This is a genomic window from Robertmurraya siralis (assembly GCF_005502275.1).
Taxonomy (GTDB): domain Bacteria; phylum Bacillota; class Bacilli; order Bacillales; family Cytobacillaceae; genus Robertmurraya; species Robertmurraya siralis.
In genome coordinates this window covers 172,986-189,007 of record NZ_SWLZ01000006.1, presented here as the reverse complement: position 1 = coordinate 189,007, position 16,022 = coordinate 172,986, and the positions used below count along the sequence as shown (strand labels likewise).

Below are 16,022 nucleotides of genomic sequence, written 5' to 3'. Positions count from 1 at the left end.
AACTCATTCGTCATGAGTTCCTTTTTTAATTTCTCTTTTTATATCTGTATTCATATATATGATATGAAAGGAGTGTTCGAATTGAAAGAGCAACTGCAGGCACACCTCATGAAACGTGTAAAACAATGTGTATCAAATTCTAGGCATATTTCCTGTGAGAAAATAGAAAGAAAAAAAGAAAGCCTTTCTAAAAGAAAAGGTGAAATTGTTAAGGCTCGTGCAACAGGAAAAATTAATCACCAATCGGAAGAGCTTGAGTATTCAAAAGTATTTTATCAAGTTCATTTCCAATATGTGATTAACCATAAAGATCAAATTTATCTTGAAGAGGAAGTGGAGAAACGGGTAGCGGAGTTTTATAAGGGAATTCTAATAGAAGATCGTGAAGCCGCTGTTGCGCAGACAAATGAGGGGGAGGCGTTCACCATTGCTGAACTTACTAATAGTAATGAACGGGTGTATTTTCGATATGATCGATTAAAAGCTGTTAAATATGCAGAACGGTGGTGGAATGAGTATAATCCGCGCTTCAAATCATTTGAAGTCAATTGTACTAACTACATCTCTCAATGTTTACATGCTGGAGAAGCGCCAATGACAGGATACCCAAATCGAAGTAAGGGTTGGTGGATGCAAAGTCAAAATTGGAGCTACAGCTGGACGGTAGCTAATGCATTTCGATGGTATTTGCCAAATGCAAAATCTGGTTTAAGGGCAAAAGAGGTAAAAGATCCTATGGAATTAAAACGAGGAGACGTAATTTGTTATGATTTTCAAGGGGATGGCAGATTTGATCATACAACCATTGTGACGGCAAAGGATAAAGATGGAATGCCTCTCGTTAATGCAAACACGGCAAATAGTCGAATGAGATACTGGGCTTATGAGGATTCAACAGCATATACGCCTAATATTCAATATAAGTTTCTTCATATTATTGATGATTACAGTTGAATTTCTTCATTAGAAAAAAGATGCTATAATAGCTGGGTGGAGAGTTTATAAAGCTATTTTCGTATAGCTGCTTTCCTGCTCTCGTTAAGAAAGAGTTGGCCAGATTTTTTCTAGGGGAAATAGAGAAATAGTATGAGGAAGTGAATTTTGGTGGCAGTGCATGTAGTTTTATACCAACCAGAGATACCAGCTAACACAGGGAATATTGCCCGGACCTGTGCAGCAACGGACACAACTTTGCATTTGATCCGTCCGTTGGGGTTTTCAACAGATGATAAAATGTTGAAGCGAGCAGGACTGGATTATTGGGAATATGTAGACATTGTTTATTATGATTCTTTAGATGAATTTTTTGAAAAAAATGCTGGTGGAGAATTTTTCTATTTAACGAAATTCGGAACGAAGCCCCATTCTGCATATGATTACAGTCAAAAGGAACAAGATTATTATTTTCTTTTTGGAAAGGAAACAACGGGACTCCCTAAAGATTTAATTGCGGCAAATCCAGAGCGTTGCCTCCGTATTCCGATGAATGAAAATGTTCGTTCATTAAATTTATCTAATACGGCAGCTATTTTAGTGTATGAGGCGTTAAGACAGCAGGAATATTTGCACCTTAAATAGAGTGAGATATTGTTATTTGCGAAAAGCGATCAAAGTAGATACTTTGACCGCTTTTTCTAATTTAAATATTTACCGCCTTTTTTGGCAGCCATGATTTGCGTTTGCTAGCTTTGTACCACTGAAAACAGAAGATGAGGATGATGATAATATCCACAGCATCCCCTCCATAGTACATAAGCATAGCTCCATTCTCTGCTTCGGACGCTAGGACAGAGGAAGGTGGATGAACATAAATATGTTTTGCCAGAATCCCATGACTGGCAGAAGCGAGAATGAAGATAACCGCTCGATAGAGATAACTTTTTCTGTGAGGGGTCGGATCAATATAAATTATCGAGGCCGTAAACAAATACCCAGCGATAAAAACATGGATATGAATAAATATATACAAAACTAAATTTTGATGCATCAATGAAAAGAGCTCCGTGCTATAGAGTAACCATAATCCACCCATGTTGAGAAGTGATGCGATTATGGGATTCGTCAAGAGTTGAATGGGCAGTCTTTTTAAAATTTTAGTTATTTGCCGTCCTTGATTTACAGGGATGCAGCGCAGCAAAAGTGTCATCGGTGCTGAAAGGACGATTAGAAGTGGAGCAATCATCCCAAGAAGCAGGTGTCCCATCATATGTGCAACAAAATCGGTGTGAATCCGTTCTGCTAAAGGACCTAAAACGACGGCCATTATACAGATGACACCTATTTTCCAAGTAATTATGCGGTAAAGCGGCCAATGCTTATAATGCTTGTTGGAGCGAAAGACAGCGAAAATATAGGCGAGCAATAATAGTATAAACGGTGCAGCAAGAAGCAAGTCAAAGTTGAATTTTTGCACGATGTGTTCATTGTGCATGATCGGTCGCTCCTCTGCTTGATTTCTCTGTTTTTATAATGAGAAGAAGTCCAGACAAAATCATGATGATGGCAATAAAATTCCAAATGAGGTCATAAATGATGACATTTTCCACATAGCGAATTTGATGGATTTTCATTATTTTATGCTGAATTAATCCATCATACAGTTGGAATGTCCCACCCCCGAGTAATACTGCTCCTATCCAACCTTTCAATCTTAATTCGTTTCGTCGTCGTAAGTCGGCAAGCAGGAACAATCCTCCAATGGTCGAAAACCAACTAAATGCGTGGAAAAGTCCATCAGATATCAAGCCAATGCTTAATGTACTTTTATCATAAAAATGGTGCCAATGTAAGATTTGGTGAAAAACAGCTTCATCAAGAAAAGCAACCAAACCAAGTCCGAAAAAGATACCTGACCATAAATTCCGAGCCAAAAATTTCTCCTCCAAAGATTTATTTAATACAAATATAGACAACATCAAAGTTATTTACACATTAATGATGATTTCCGCAGTGTTGAAGCAATGAATTTCTTGTCGTTCTGCTTACTTAGCTGGAAAGTGATTGATTCTTCTGAAATCGTAAAATTTGTATCTGCTGACTATATTTGATTGAATGATATTAAGTTAAGTTGAAAGAGAGGGAATTGAAATGAACAAGGTAATTGAGACGATCTTAAATCATCGTTCAATCCGTAAATTTGAGGATAAGCCGTTGTCAAAAGAACAAATTGAAGCTATTGTGGGTAGTGCTCAGGCTGCTTCGACATCAAGCTTTATTCAAGCTTATTCGATTATTGGTGTGACGGATAAGGAGAAGAAAAAGAAATTAGCAGAGCTTGCCGGACAGCAGCCCTATGTGGAAAAGAACGGTCATTTCTTTGTGTTCTGTGCTGATTTATATCGTCATACGCTCATTGGCGAATTGGAAGGGAAAGATATTGAACCTTCGATTGAAAGTACGGAGAAATTTATGGTTGCTCTCATTGATGCTGCTTTGGCTGCCCAAAATGCTGCTATTGCCGCTGAATCGATGGGATTGGGAATTTGCTATATTGGAGGAATTCGCAATCATCTTGATGAGGTTGTGAATTTACTAAAAACACCACAAAGAGTAATTCCTTTATTTGGATTGGCTGTAGGGTATCCGGAGAATTTATCTGCTCAAAAACCAAGACTGCCTTTCAAGCATCTGTACCACGAAAATACATATGAAGAAAATACTCAAACCCTTATAGATGAGTTGAAGGAATATAATGAAATCATAAAAAAATATTATTTAGATAGAACTGGTGGAAAAAGAAGTGACACTTGGACAGAGCAAATGGGAAAAATGCTTGAAAAACAATCACGTATGTATATGAAAGATTTTGTTGAAGGGCAAAAATTGAAATTAAGATAATAAAAGCTGCTGAGTGACTCAGCAGCTTTTATATACAGCAAAATTATTTATTCGTACCTGGCTTATCATTATAGCCAGCTGTGAAGATAGCTGATAGGAATGCAACCATAACTCCAAGAATTAGAATTAGTTTCACGTATGTATGCCCCCTTAAAAATTAGATTTTATTCATAGGTTTTGTTATATGTCGGTGCTGATTTTATCAACAATATAGTTTAACAAAGCCTATCCATAAAAAACGAATGCAAAAATAACATATAAGCTTATTATAGCCTATCCGCTTAAAAGTGTGAATGTTAAGTATGGATTTTTTTTGACAGCCGATTTTTTCTGTACTGTGAAGGACTTTCCATTGAGGGTTCATAAAACTCCTTCTTGTTTTCGCATGTTCGCTCAGTAGCTCGCATAGATTATATTAATCGTCTCTGATCAAGCTACAGGGGAGGGTCCTTATGGATATTTTAAAAAAAATTGAGATGCAAAGACATGAAGAAGAAAAGTTGAAATGGGAAGGGACTTTTGCAGAGTACCTAGAGATTATTAAAGAAAAGCCATGGGTAGCCCAATCAGCACATTCACGCGTTTACAATATGATAAAAGATGCAGGAGTAGAAAAAGTTGATGGGAAGAATCAATATCAATTTTTTAGCAATCAGCTGTTTGGCTTGGAAGAAGCATTGGAAAAACTGGTGGAGGAATATTTTCATCCGGCGGCAAAACGACTCGATGTCCGAAAAAGAATCCTTTTATTAATGGGGCCTGTTAGCGGCGGTAAATCGACGCTAGTTGCAATGTTGAAAAGAGGCTTGGAGGCATACTCGCGAACAGATCGTGGAGCTATTTATGCTATTAAAGGATGTCCTATGCACGAAGATCCGTTGCATTTAATTCCACATCATCTCCGTCAGGATTTCTTTGATGAATATGGAATTCGAATCGAGGGAAACCTTTCTCCCCTTAATACGATGCGTTTAGACAAAGAGTATGGCGGTCGGATTGAAGATGTAATTGTGGAAAGAATTTTCTTTTCCGAGGACAAACGAGTCGGGATTGGAACATTCAGTCCTTCTGATCCAAAATCTCAGGACATTGCTGATTTAACGGGAAGCATTGACTTTTCTACCATTGCTGAATATGGTTCCGAATCGGACCCAAGAGCCTATCGCTTTGACGGGGAGCTTAACAAAGCGAATCGAGGGATGATGGAATTTCAAGAAATGCTCAAATGTGATGAGAAATTTTTATGGCACTTGCTTTCATTAACCCAGGAAGGGAATTTTAAAGCTGGGCGATTTGCATTAATTTCAGCGGATGAGCTTATCGTTGCTCATACAAATGAAACAGAGTATCGTTCGTTTATTTCGAATAAGAAAAACGAAGCATTGCATTCAAGGATTATTGTCATGCCGGTTCCGTATAACCTAAAGGTTAGTCAGGAAGAAAAAATTTATGAAAAAATGATTCGAGAAAGTGATGTTTCGAATGTGCACATTGCTCCACATACGTTAAAGGTTGCAGCAATGTTTACGATATTAACGCGCTTGAAGGAGCCGAAGAAAGGTGACATCGACCTCGTTAAGAAAATGAGGCTTTACGATGGTCAAAATGTCGAGGGTTTCAATTCTGCTGACGTAGAGGAACTTAAAAAGGAATATAATGATGAAGGCATGAGTGGGATCGATCCTCGCTATGTCATTAACCGCATTTCATCAACGATAATTCGTAAAGAAATGACATCCATTAATGCTTTGGATGTTTTACGTTCATTAAAAGAAGGACTTGATCAGCACCCATCGATAACAGATGAATTAAAAGAACGCTATTTAAACTTTATTTCTGTTGCTCGGAAAGAATTTGATGATATTGCCAAAAAAGAAGTACAAAAAGCATTTGTCTATTCGTATGAGGAATCGGCGAAAACATTAATGGATAATTACTTAGATAATGTTGAAGCGTATTGCAATAAAATAAAGCTTCGCGATCCATTAACAGGCGAAGAGATTAATCCAGATGAAAAGCTTATGCGCTCGATTGAAGAGCAAATTGGAATTTCAGAAAATGCCAAAAAAGCATTCCGTGAAGAAATCCTAATCCGAATTTCCGCATATGCCCGCAAAGGCAAGAGGTTTGATTATAACTCCCACGATCGATTGCGTGAGGCCATTCAGAAAAAACTATTTGCAGACCTGAAGGATGTTGTAAAAATTACAACCTCAACGAAAACTCCAGATGAACAGCAATTGAAAAAGGTCAATGAAGTAGTAGCGCGCTTAATTGATGAGCACGGCTACAACTCCACTTCCGCCAATGAGCTTTTACGCTATGTGGGAAGTCTACTAAATCGTTAAGTCTTGATGGAATTTTAATACTAAAGACTAATTGGCTGGTATGATGCGGTATTAAACCGAACTCATGCCGGCCTATTTCTTCTTTATAAATTAGGATCGGAATTGCAGTAATGGCTTGACAATAACGCAGTGAAGTTACGATCCATTCGACTGCAAAGAGCTTAAAGGAAGTGAGTTGAGTCCGAATAGACATACTATTCGACCGCAAAGAGCTTAAAGGAAGTAAGCTGAGTCCGAATAGACGGACTATTCGACTGCAAAGAGCTTAAAGGAAGTGAGTTGAGTCCGAATAGACATACTATTCGACTGCAAAGAGCTTAAAGGAAGTGAGTTGAGTCCGAATAGACATACTATTCGACCGCAAAGAGCTTATAGTAAGTAAGCTGAGTCCGAATAGACATACTATTCGACTGCAAAGAGCTTAAAGGAAGTAAGTTGAGTCCGAATAGACATACTATTCGACTGCAAAGAGCTTATAGTAAGTAAGCTGAGTCCGAATAGACATACTATTCGACTGCAAAGAGCTAAAAGAGTAATGATCATCCATATAAGCAGGACCTTTTTGTATAAGTATATTTAAGTGTTCAACGTCTTACTTGGGTTTTGTTATTATTCTTTGGTTGCTAAAACTACAAAGAAAGTTGTCCATTTTTATAGGCGAATTGATTATTTGTCGAAATAATTTGTAAATTATTTATGATTACTGCATAGGATAGAGTAATCACCATTTTTCCATTTAGCATGAAACGCCCGAGATATTGTATGCATGAAAGTGGAAATGTGTGAATTTATTTTTTTGCTACTCTTCTTGAAAAAATGCCAAGTAGTTAAAGGTGAAATTATAAGAACAAAAAATAAGGAGGGGTTAGAATGACTGATGCTAATAACCATCAATTTGTGATTTCGAAGGAAGATTGGTCCCTCCACCGCAAAGGCCACGATGATCAAACACGTCATCAGGAAAAAGTCCAAGAAGCGATTCGCAATAATTTACCAGACCTGATAACTGAAGAAAATATCGTGATGTCAAATGGACGGGAAGTGGTTAAAATACCGATTCGCTCATTGGATGAATATAAAATTCGCTACAACTATGATAAGAACAAGCATGTTGGTCAAGGTGATGGGGACAGCCAAGTAGGTGATGTGGTTGCAAGAGATGGTTCAAGTGGCCAAAAAGGACCTGGGAAAGGCCAAGGTGCGGGAGATCAAGCGGGTGAAGATTACTTTGAAGCAGAAGTTTCGTTAATGGACATTGAAGAAGCCTTGTTTAAAGAGCTTGAACTTCCTAATTTGCAAAGAAAAGAGCAGGATAATATTGTTGTAGAGCATATTGAATTTAATGATATTCGCAAAACAGGGTTAATGGGGAATATTGATAAGAAAAGAACGATGATGGCTGCATTCAAACGCAATGCAATGACTGGAAAGGCGAGCTTTCATCCAATTTATCGCGAGGATTTAAAATTTAAAACCTGGAATGAGGTCGTGAAACCCGAATCAAAAGCGGTAGTCCTTGCCATGATGGATACTAGTGGTTCGATGGGGATATGGGAAAAGTATATGGCGCGCAGCTTTTTTTTCTGGATGACCCGATTTTTACGAACGAAGTACGAAACTGTGGAAATTGAATTTATTGCTCATCATACTGAAGCGAAAGTCGTCAGCGAGGAAGATTTTTTTTCTAAAGGAGAAAGTGGAGGAACGATTTGTTCATCTGCTTATAGAAAAGCACTGGAGTTAATTGAATCGAAATATAACCCAACTAGATATAACATTTATCCATTTCATTTTTCAGATGGGGATAATTTAACCTCTGATAATGCGAGATGTGTCAAACTTGTTGAACAAATCATGAAGGTATCCAATATGTTTGGATATGGAGAAGTAAATCAATACAACCGCCATTCAACCCTCATGTCTGCGTACAAAAACATCAAAAATGAAGACTTCCGTTATTATATCCTCAAGCAAAAAGCCGATGTATTCCATGCCATGCGAAGCTTCTTTAAAAAGGAGCAGGAAGATAAAATGTATGCTTAAAAGGTCAGCTCGATGCTGATCTTTTGTCAATTGTGTTTAAAATTTATCGTAAACATCTTTTCGTCAAGCAGGAATCCTGCAAATCAGTCTCGAAGTGTTAGAACTGCGTGTTAGCAATTTAATGGACAGAAGGGACTGGTATCACTGAAAGATCATGAAGCAAAAGAAATGGTGAAAAGTATTTTTGGAAAAAACGCCGAGAAATATGTGACGAGTACATCTCATGCACAAGGGGATGACCTTCCGTTAATAACGGAATGGTTGAATCCTAAAGATGATTCGGTTGTCTTGGACGTTGCAACAGGTGGAGGGCATGTGGCGAGGACATTGGCTGCGAAAGTTTCTGCAGTTTTTGCGACCGATTTGACGAAGGAAATGTTGACCAACACGGCAGCACATTTAAAAGCACAATTTAAAAATATCCATTATGTTGTCGCTGATGCAGAATCAATGCCTTTTCTAGACAATACATTTGATGCTGTCACTTGTCGAATTGCGCCCCATCATTTTCCTAACCCAAATGATTTTATTAGTGAAGTATACAGGGTGCTTAAGCCAGGAGGAAAATTTTTATTAATTGATAATATTGCTCCGGCTGACTCTGAAAAAGGGACATTTATGAATCAAGTGGAAAAATTGAGGGATGCGAGCCATGTCCGGTGCCTTTCTATTTTGGAGTGGAGAATGCTTTTTCAGGCTCATGGCCTTGATGAAGTTAGATCTGAGCAAAGAAAGAAAAAGTTTCTGTTTTCCGATTGGGTCGCGCGTACTACTGAAAATCAGCAGCAGCGGAATGATGTTGAACAATTATTGTTGAATGCACCGGAAGAGTTTAAAGAATATTTTTTAATTCAAATAAGCGCTGGGAAAGTTCAATCTCACCAAATAGATCAATGGATGGCTCTTTGTGTAAAAAGGTAAAAGGGTTCTTGTTTTAATAGAGAATGGCTATAAAGAAAAGAGCTAGCTCCTGCTCCCTTTACATGGATCAGAAGCTAGCTCTTTTCTTTTCTGTCGCGAGATCAATCTCTTTTTTCATTCCCATTTTTCTTGTTATCAGATAGTTATTTTACTTTGTTTCCATTATATCATCGCTTCTCTCCCTTATTCTATGGTCGTTATATTTTGGCTTTGTTAAATAGAATTGTTGTTAAAATGATTTTTGGCTCATTTCATGTGAAACCAAAGTTTCACATGGCTTTCAGTATATCAGAAAGAAAATGAGCCAAAAATCAACACCGACATATAACAGAATCTATATTTTAACTACTTGCAGTTTAGATGAGCATAATTGAAAATGGTTTTCTCATTTTTTTATGAATAATATTATGATTTCAAAAAAATATAAGAACATGGGCTTTTCATAAATATAAAGGGGATTTAGTCATGAACCTAACACCGAGACAAATTGTCCAGCTACACGGATTTAACAATTTAACGAAATCGTTAAGCTTTAACATGTATGACATTTGCTATACGAAGACGAGAGAGGAGAGGGAAGCTTATTTAGAATATATTGATGAGGTTTACAATGCTGAACGGTTAACGAATATTTTGTCAAATGTAGCCGATATTATTGGCGCCCATATTTTAAATGTTGCGAAGCAGGATTATATTCCGCAAGGAGCTAGCGTGACAATCCTTGTTTCAGAAGGTCCTGTTGATGAGGCAGAAACTGAAGCATTTGAAGAATCTCCGGGTCCGATTCCTGGTTCAGTCGTCGCTCAAATGGATAAAAGTCATATTACTGTTCATACATATCCTGAGTCGCATCCTGATGAGGGGATTAGCACTTTTCGTGCAGATATTGATGTTTCGACCTGCGGTGAAATATCTCCATTGAAGGCGTTAAATTATCTGATTCATTCCTTCGAAACAGATGTGATGACGATGGATTATCGGGTAAGAGGTTTTACAAGAGATATCACTGGCCATAAATTATTTATTGATCATGAAATTAATTCCATTCAAAATTATATTCCAGATGAAGTAAAGAAGCTCTATCATATGATTGATGTCAATGTGTATCAAGAAAATATTTTTCATACGAAATGTAAATTAAAAGAATTTGATCTGGCTAATTATTTGTTTCACCAATCTAAAGCAGATTTATCGGCAGAAGAAGAGGAAGAAATAACTGAAAAGCTTGTGACAGAGATGGATGAAATCTTTTATGGAAAAATTATCACTGATTAATGGATCTTAAAAACGAATTCTCATTGTAAGGTTAAATAGAAAGCTGGTTGGAAAAAGCAATATTGTCCAAGGTCTGTTCTAAATACAAGCCGAGCAGTTACCTTGAACTCAAACTTCAAGCATAAAAAGACTGCATGAGACTGTAGTCTTTTTATGTTGCGAAAAAACAGGCTTTAAGAACAATTGCAGTTGAGGATATAATAGAAATAATATCGGAATTTACTAAGGGGGATTTATGGATAAATACAAACTTAAAGAAATTTTCCAAGATCGTAAGCCTGGGATATTAGGAAGGGATAAATATTCTAACTATGCCGTATTGCTCCCCATCATTGAGCAACATAACGAGCCTCATATTTTATTTGAAGTGCGTGCTTATGAGTTGCGGAGGCAGCCCGGGGAAATCTGCTTTCCAGGGGGAAGGGTCGACCAAAGCGATGCAACAGAAAAAGAAACGGCGATTCGTGAAACTATTGAAGAGCTCGGAATTACAAAAGATTGTATTGAACATGTTTTTCCTTTAGACTTTTTAGTTAATCCATTTGGAAGCATCATATACCCGTTTGTAGGTTTAATTAAAGACAGTGCCTCGTTTTCAATCAATAAAGCAGAAGTTGCAGAGGTATTTACGGTTCCATTATCTTTTCTTCAGCAGGTAAAGCCTGATATTCATCAAATTCACTTCAAGCCAGTTCCTGATCAATCATTCCCATATGAAAAAATTGTTGGTGGAAAAAAATATAATTGGCAAGCGAAAGGGATGGAGGAGTGTTTTTATTATTTTGAAGACAAGGTTATATGGGGATTAACGGCGAGAATCCTAACTCATTTTTTGACATTAATAAGAGAGTAGCTCAGTTAAGCCACTCTCTTATTTATAATTATTTTAAATAAATATTGACTTTAATTTCTAGGTTGATATAATTCTAATAAGAGATAAAAAATAACTAAATTTTATATAGAATATTCGGTTCAAAGGAGTTGAACATGATGGTTAAGAAAATCTGTGAAACTTGTCAACAAGAAATGGTTCAGCTAAAACATTCTAGTATTTGTGCTTGTGGACGTAAATTATTAACAGTTAAGAAATAAATGAGAACCTTAGCGAGTTTGCTAAGGTTTATTTTTGATCCAAATCATCTGGATTCATTCCAACCCGCTTATTTTTGTTTAAAGCGTTAATTTGTTTTAGGTCTTCGGAAGTTAACTCAAAATCAAAGATATCCGCATTTTCAACTAACCGCCCTAGATTCGAGGATTTTGGGATCGTAATGACTTCTGTTTGAAGATCCCATCTTAAAATAATTTGGGCAGGTGTTTTCCCGTACTTTTTCCCAATTTCAATAAGAACAGGTTCATTTAATAAGATGCCACGCTTAAGGGGGGACCAGGCCTCCAATTGAATTCCTTCATTTTTACAAAAAGCATGGACCTCTCCTTGGGTCAAGTGGGGGTGATACTCGATTTGGTTGACCATTGGTTTAATATTGGCATTTTTCATTAAATGCTGGAGATGGTGAACATGAAAATTACTTACTCCAATTGCTCTCACTCGACCTTCCGTATAAAGTTTTTCAAGTGCTCTCCATGTTTCCGTGTATTTTTTTGCTACAGGCCAATGGACGAGATAAAGGTCTAAATAGGTTGTTTCAAGCCTTCTTAAACTGTTTTCAAAGGCTTCAAGTGTTTCGTCGTAGCCCTGTTCATCATTCCAGACCTTTGAAGTGACAAAAATGTCTTCCCGTGGTACCTCTGATTTTCGAATTCCTTTGCCGACTCCCTCTTCATTTTGATAGAAAGAAGCGGTATCGATATGTCTATAGCCGTAATTTAGAGCAGCAGCAACGACATCTACAATTTCAGATTCATCTGTCACCTTATAAACTCCCAAGCCAAACCAAGGCATTTCGACACCATTATGTAGGGTAACTGTGCTCTGAATGTTTTTAACCATTTTCCTTCCTCCTAAATAAGTTAGAATATATTTATTTTCTCATATTCCTCTTTTCAGTTACAATATACGGGTAACGATCTCATTCACTTTAGTTAAAAAGAATACGAGGAGGGCTTATTAATGATCCGTTTTGGTGTGATTGGAACGAATTGGATTACAGATTCATTTATAAGTGCAGCAAGTGAACATCCGGATTTTAAGCTTGTGGCTGTCTATTCAAGGACGGAAGAAAGGGCAAGGGAGTTCGCCGAAAAATATGGAGTGGAGCTTACGTTTACGAGACTTGAGGATATGGCAAATAGTGATGAACTTGATGCCGTCTATATTGCAAGTCCAAATTCCCTCCATGCGGAGCAGGCAATTGTATTGATGGAAAAAAAGAAGCATGTTCTTTGTGAAAAACCATTGGCGTCAAATGTACGCGAGGTCGAAAAGATGATCGCAACAGCCAGAAAACATAATGTGCTGTTAATGGAAGCATTAAAGACGACCTTCTTGCCGAATTTTCAAGAGGTTAAGAAGAATTTACATAAGATCGGGCCAGTAAGGCGATATGTCGCAAGCTATTGCCAATACTCTTCTCGCTATGACGCCTATAAAGAAGGAACAATCCTTAATGCATTTAAGCCAGAATTTTCAAATGGTTCTCTCGTGGATATTGGGATCTATTGTCTCTACCCTGCCGTTTATTTGTTTGGAAAGCCGAATGAAGTAAAGGCGAGTGGATTCTTACTCGAGAGTGGTGTGGATGCAGAAGGAAGCCTACTTTTACAATACGATGATAAGGATGTCGTTGTCCTTTTTTCAAAAATAACGAATTCTTATTTGCCTTCTGAAATACAAGGAGAAGAAGGAAGCATTGTACTAGATAAATTAAATCCTCCAGAGGATGTGGAAATTCGCTATCGTGATGGACGGGTAGAAGATATTGCCGTTGAGCAAACGAATCATCCAATGTATTATGAAACGAAAGAATTTATTGAGCTTCTTAAAAATAGGAAATATGAATCAAACATTAATACATTTGAGACATCACAATTGGTGATGGAAATTCTCGATGAAGCTAGAAAGCAAATGGGAGTCGTTTACCCTAGTGATTTAAAATAATATATGAAACTTTTTCCAAAGCACCCCGTAAAAGTTATTAAGAACAAATAATTTTTAGGGGTGTTTCATTATGGAAAAAGAGATTACTACAGGTAAGGACGGAAAGCCTTCTCTACTAGGAATGTTTTGGAGCCCCGGGGAGCAGCTTGAAAAAATACGTGAAAACCCTCGCATTTGGGGAGCTTTAGGAATTATCGTACTTCTTTACATTATTGGTTCGACAATTTTGGCATCGAACATCACAGCCGAAGATCTTGTTGTATCAGGGACTATTTCGTTAGCAGACGCGGAACAAATCCTCGGCTTCACAAAAACGATAACGGTTGTATCAGTATTTATAGTTGCCTTAGTAGGGATACTTATCTCAGCTGTAATTCAATTAATCATTGTTAAAATTGCTGGGAAAAATGTGACATTTAAGCAGATCTTCTCGATGAATACGTATATTGCGTTGATTGGAGCAGTAGGAATGCTTTTGAATACCCTTATTCAAATAAGCATTGGTGGAGATACTAGTATTTATGTGACAAGTTTAGGAAGTTTATTTAATAGTGATTCCACTGTTCTTGCATCATTTGAAGTATTTTCAATCTGGACTTTAATTTTGACTGCTATTGGACTGCATAAAGTAGGTCAATTGTCGAAAACTGCTTCATCGCTTATCGCCGTTATCTTCTTTGTTATTTCGTTAGGTTTTGCCCTATTTGGAGGAGTTCTTGAAGGGATAGCTGGATTATAATGAAAAAGAAAATCTGGATTGGCATAGGTGTTGCCACTTTAATCATCTTAATGGTAGGAGTAAGTGTTTATCGAACAGCTTTTGCTAAGCCGCTTGCTGTCGAGGTAATGGAAGTAAAACAAGAAAAAATTTCGTCCTCATTAATGGTGCCAGGGACTTTAGAGCTTCAGGAGGAACAGCTTGTGTTTCCTTCTCCTGAGCTTGGGCAGGTTGAAGAAATTCTCGTAGAAGTAGGGCAACAGGTTAAAAAAGGCGATGTACTGGTTAGATTTGATGATTCTCAACTCAGTTTTGAAATCGAACAGAATAAAATATCCATTGAAACCGGATACTTACGGATCAATCAATTACAAAAGCAAAAAGAACATCTTGATAGTAGGAAAAAGGAGCTCTCCGAGCAAGTCGGTAAAAAAGAAGCGGAAAAGCAATTGGCTCCTGAATATGACCAAATTGAAATGGAAATAAAACTTGCAAATTTAGAATTGAAGCAAACCCTTTTACAAAAAGAAGCTCTTGAAGAGAGAGAAAAAGATTTTGAACTTACTAGTTTGGTAGAGGGGATTGTTCTAGCAGTAAATGAGAAAACGACAGAACTTGTAACAGAAGTTCAAATGCCGCTTGTTCAAGTCGGCAGCTTACATAGTATGATCGCCACTGGTTTTTTATCGGAATATGATGTGTTAAAGGTGAGCAAGGGACAAAAGGTGATCGTAAAATCAGATGTTCTCCCAAATGAAGAATGGCAGGGAGAAGTCATAGATGTTGCAAGTGTTCCACAGAGTACAGGTCTGGGAAATCCGCTGGAGAATCAAGCAGTACAGTTTCCAATTATCGTTCAGATCGACGGAGGGATAGAACTCAAACCTGGCTTTCAACTGATTATGGAAATTGAGACAGAAGAAAAGGAAGGATTGGTCATTTCCTCTGAAGCGATTATTTATGAGAATGATAAAGCCTTTGTTTATCTCGTAAATGATGGCATTGCCCATAAACAAGAGGTTGAAATTGGTATTACTTCTGGTGAGCGAATGGAAATCGTTGAGGGTCTTAGCGATGAAGACATGATTGTATTGAACCCGTCAGATAAAGTAGGTGATGGGATGGAAGTGGCTGTCGAATGATTGAGTTAAGGGATATAAGAAAAACGTATACGGTCGGGAAGGAACAAATCGATGTTTTGAAATCAATCCGACTTACAATTGAAGAGGGAGAATTCACTGCAATTATGGGTCCATCAGGCTCTGGAAAGTCCACCTTAATGAATATTATCGGCTGTCTCGATAAGCAAACGAGTGGACAATATTTGCTTAACGGTGAAAATATCTCCGATTATGAGGATACCGCTTTGGCACGCGTTCGAAATCAATCTATCGGTTTTGTGTTTCAACAGTTTCAATTATTACCAAGATTAACTGCACTTCGTAATGTAGAACTACCCATGATCTATAATGGGATTGGGAAAAGAGAAAGGCTTGAACGAGCAGCAGAGGCTCTTCGAAAAGTCGGTCTTAGCGACAGGATGGAGCATTTACCTAATGCTTTATCAGGGGGACAAAAGCAACGTGTGGCAATTGCTCGAGCGATTGTCAATCAACCGCAAATTATTCTAGCAGATGAGCCGACAGGAGCTCTTGATACGAAGACGAGTATCTCGATCATGGAGCAATTTGTGAAATTAAATGAGGAAGGTACCACCGTTGTATTAGTAACGCATGAACCAGAAATTGCCGACTATACGAATCGTACGATCACTGTTCGTGATGGTGAAATTGTTGCCAACGACGGGAGGAGGTAGGAG

At 37.6% G+C, this 16,022-nt stretch carries 15 protein-coding genes; 12 read left to right on the top strand and 3 right to left on the bottom strand.

Going from position 1 to position 16,022, the window contains the following annotated elements; genetic code table 11:
* Positions 1–81: 81 nt before the first annotated feature.
* Both FCJ93_RS10535 and trmL read left to right on the top strand, forming a co-directional pair.
* Positions 82–954 carry an amidase domain-containing protein gene (locus FCJ93_RS10535; protein WP_095314762.1) on the top strand — a complete coding sequence of 291 codons (873 nt, stop codon included), beginning with the start codon at positions 82–84 and terminating at the stop codon, positions 952–954.
* 150 nt (positions 955–1,104) lie between these two features.
* A complete protein-coding gene (gene trmL, locus FCJ93_RS10530) occupies positions 1,105–1,578 on the top strand; it encodes a tRNA (uridine(34)/cytosine(34)/5-carboxymethylaminomethyluridine(34)-2'-O)-methyltransferase TrmL (protein ID WP_137743646.1) in 474 nt (157 codons plus the stop codon).
* Between the two features lie 61 nt (positions 1,579–1,639).
* Here trmL and FCJ93_RS10525 read toward each other — a convergent pair whose 3' ends face one another.
* Both FCJ93_RS10525 and FCJ93_RS10520 read right to left on the bottom strand, forming a co-directional pair.
* Positions 1,640–2,431: a cytochrome c oxidase assembly protein gene (locus tag FCJ93_RS10525; RefSeq protein ID WP_137743645.1), complete on the bottom strand. Its 792-nt coding sequence runs from the start codon at positions 2,429–2,431 to the stop codon at positions 1,640–1,642.
* Positions 2,421–2,915: a DUF2243 domain-containing protein gene (locus tag FCJ93_RS10520; RefSeq protein WP_137743668.1), complete on the bottom strand. Its 495-nt coding sequence runs from the start codon at positions 2,913–2,915 to the stop codon at positions 2,421–2,423. The genes FCJ93_RS10525 and FCJ93_RS10520 overlap by 11 nt, the downstream gene beginning before the upstream one ends.
* A gap of 172 nt (positions 2,916–3,087) precedes the next feature.
* Here FCJ93_RS10520 and nfsA point away from each other — a divergent pair, with 172 nt between their 5' ends.
* The 6 genes from nfsA to FCJ93_RS10490 all read left to right on the top strand — a co-directional run bounded on the left by nfsA (position 3,088) and on the right by FCJ93_RS10490 (position 11,277).
* Entirely contained in the window at positions 3,088–3,837 is a 750-nt protein-coding gene (gene nfsA / locus FCJ93_RS10515; RefSeq protein WP_095314765.1) for an oxygen-insensitive NADPH nitroreductase, read from the top strand.
* A 452-nt stretch (positions 3,838–4,289) separates the two neighbouring features.
* Positions 4,290–6,185: a PrkA family serine protein kinase gene (locus FCJ93_RS10510; RefSeq protein WP_095314766.1), complete on the top strand. Its 1,896-nt coding sequence runs from the start codon at positions 4,290–4,292 to the stop codon at positions 6,183–6,185.
* Between the two features lie 870 nt (positions 6,186–7,055).
* On the top strand, positions 7,056–8,228 hold the full coding sequence (gene yhbH / locus FCJ93_RS10505) for a sporulation protein YhbH (protein ID WP_095314768.1): 1,173 nt from the start codon (positions 7,056–7,058) through the stop codon (positions 8,226–8,228).
* Positions 8,229–8,396: 168 nt separating this feature from the next.
* Positions 8,397–9,149 carry a class I SAM-dependent methyltransferase gene (locus FCJ93_RS10500; protein ID WP_235879444.1) on the top strand — a complete coding sequence of 251 codons (753 nt, stop codon included), beginning with the start codon at positions 8,397–8,399 and terminating at the stop codon, positions 9,147–9,149.
* Between the two features lie 465 nt (positions 9,150–9,614).
* On the top strand, positions 9,615–10,424 hold the full coding sequence (gene speD, locus FCJ93_RS10495; RefSeq protein WP_095314770.1) for an adenosylmethionine decarboxylase: 810 nt from the start codon (positions 9,615–9,617) through the stop codon (positions 10,422–10,424).
* Positions 10,425–10,659: 235 nt separating this feature from the next.
* Positions 10,660–11,277: an NUDIX hydrolase gene (locus tag FCJ93_RS10490; protein WP_095314771.1), complete on the top strand. Its 618-nt coding sequence runs from the start codon at positions 10,660–10,662 to the stop codon at positions 11,275–11,277.
* 267 nt (positions 11,278–11,544) lie between these two features.
* Here the strand turns inward: FCJ93_RS10490 and FCJ93_RS10485 are convergent, their stop codons facing one another.
* On the bottom strand, positions 11,545–12,378 hold the full coding sequence (locus FCJ93_RS10485; RefSeq protein WP_137743643.1) for an aldo/keto reductase: 834 nt from the start codon (positions 12,376–12,378) through the stop codon (positions 11,545–11,547).
* A 120-nt stretch (positions 12,379–12,498) separates the two neighbouring features.
* Here FCJ93_RS10485 and FCJ93_RS10480 point away from each other — a divergent pair, with 120 nt between their 5' ends.
* From FCJ93_RS10480 to FCJ93_RS10465, 4 genes are all read left to right on the top strand, one after another.
* Entirely contained in the window at positions 12,499–13,485 is a 987-nt protein-coding gene (locus FCJ93_RS10480) for a Gfo/Idh/MocA family protein (protein WP_137743642.1), read from the top strand.
* A 70-nt stretch (positions 13,486–13,555) separates the two neighbouring features.
* Entirely contained in the window at positions 13,556–14,224 is a 669-nt protein-coding gene (locus FCJ93_RS10475) for a Yip1 family protein (protein ID WP_137743641.1), read from the top strand.
* Entirely contained in the window at positions 14,224–15,345 is a 1,122-nt protein-coding gene (locus tag FCJ93_RS10470) for an efflux RND transporter periplasmic adaptor subunit (protein ID WP_137743640.1), read from the top strand. Before FCJ93_RS10475 ends, FCJ93_RS10470 begins: the two co-directional genes overlap by 1 nt.
* Positions 15,342–16,019 (top strand): ABC transporter ATP-binding protein, encoded by a 678-nt coding sequence (locus FCJ93_RS10465; RefSeq protein ID WP_095314776.1) that lies wholly within the window; start codon positions 15,342–15,344, stop codon positions 16,017–16,019. The genes FCJ93_RS10470 and FCJ93_RS10465 overlap by 4 nt, the downstream gene beginning before the upstream one ends.
* The last annotated feature ends 3 nt before the right edge of the window (positions 16,020–16,022 follow it).

Bases quoted from the DNA above. Each gene is read 5' to 3' on its own strand.
- FCJ93_RS10500 (WP_235879444.1), top strand. From the start codon at position 8,397: ATGGTGAAAAGTATTTTTGGAAAAAACGCCGAGAAATATGTGACGAGT.
- FCJ93_RS10525 (WP_137743645.1), bottom strand. From the start codon at position 2,431: ATGCACAATGAACACATCGTGCAAAAATTCAACTTTGACTTGCTTCTT.
- speD (WP_095314770.1), top strand. From the start codon at position 9,615: ATGAACCTAACACCGAGACAAATTGTCCAGCTACACGGATTTAACAAT.
- FCJ93_RS10485 (WP_137743643.1), bottom strand. From the start codon at position 12,378: ATGGTTAAAAACATTCAGAGCACAGTTACCCTACATAATGGTGTCGAA.
- FCJ93_RS10490 (WP_095314771.1), top strand. From the start codon at position 10,660: ATGGATAAATACAAACTTAAAGAAATTTTCCAAGATCGTAAGCCTGGG.
- nfsA (WP_095314765.1), top strand. From the start codon at position 3,088: ATGAACAAGGTAATTGAGACGATCTTAAATCATCGTTCAATCCGTAAA.
- yhbH (WP_095314768.1), top strand. From the start codon at position 7,056: ATGACTGATGCTAATAACCATCAATTTGTGATTTCGAAGGAAGATTGG.
- FCJ93_RS10465 (WP_095314776.1), top strand. From the start codon at position 15,342: ATGATTGAGTTAAGGGATATAAGAAAAACGTATACGGTCGGGAAGGAA.
- FCJ93_RS10510 (WP_095314766.1), top strand. From the start codon at position 4,290: ATGGATATTTTAAAAAAAATTGAGATGCAAAGACATGAAGAAGAAAAG.
- FCJ93_RS10520 (WP_137743668.1), bottom strand. From the start codon at position 2,915: ATGTTGTCTATATTTGTATTAAATAAATCTTTGGAGGAGAAATTTTTG.
- FCJ93_RS10470 (WP_137743640.1), top strand. From the start codon at position 14,224: ATGAAAAAGAAAATCTGGATTGGCATAGGTGTTGCCACTTTAATCATC.
- FCJ93_RS10475 (WP_137743641.1), top strand. From the start codon at position 13,556: ATGGAAAAAGAGATTACTACAGGTAAGGACGGAAAGCCTTCTCTACTA.
- FCJ93_RS10480 (WP_137743642.1), top strand. From the start codon at position 12,499: ATGATCCGTTTTGGTGTGATTGGAACGAATTGGATTACAGATTCATTT.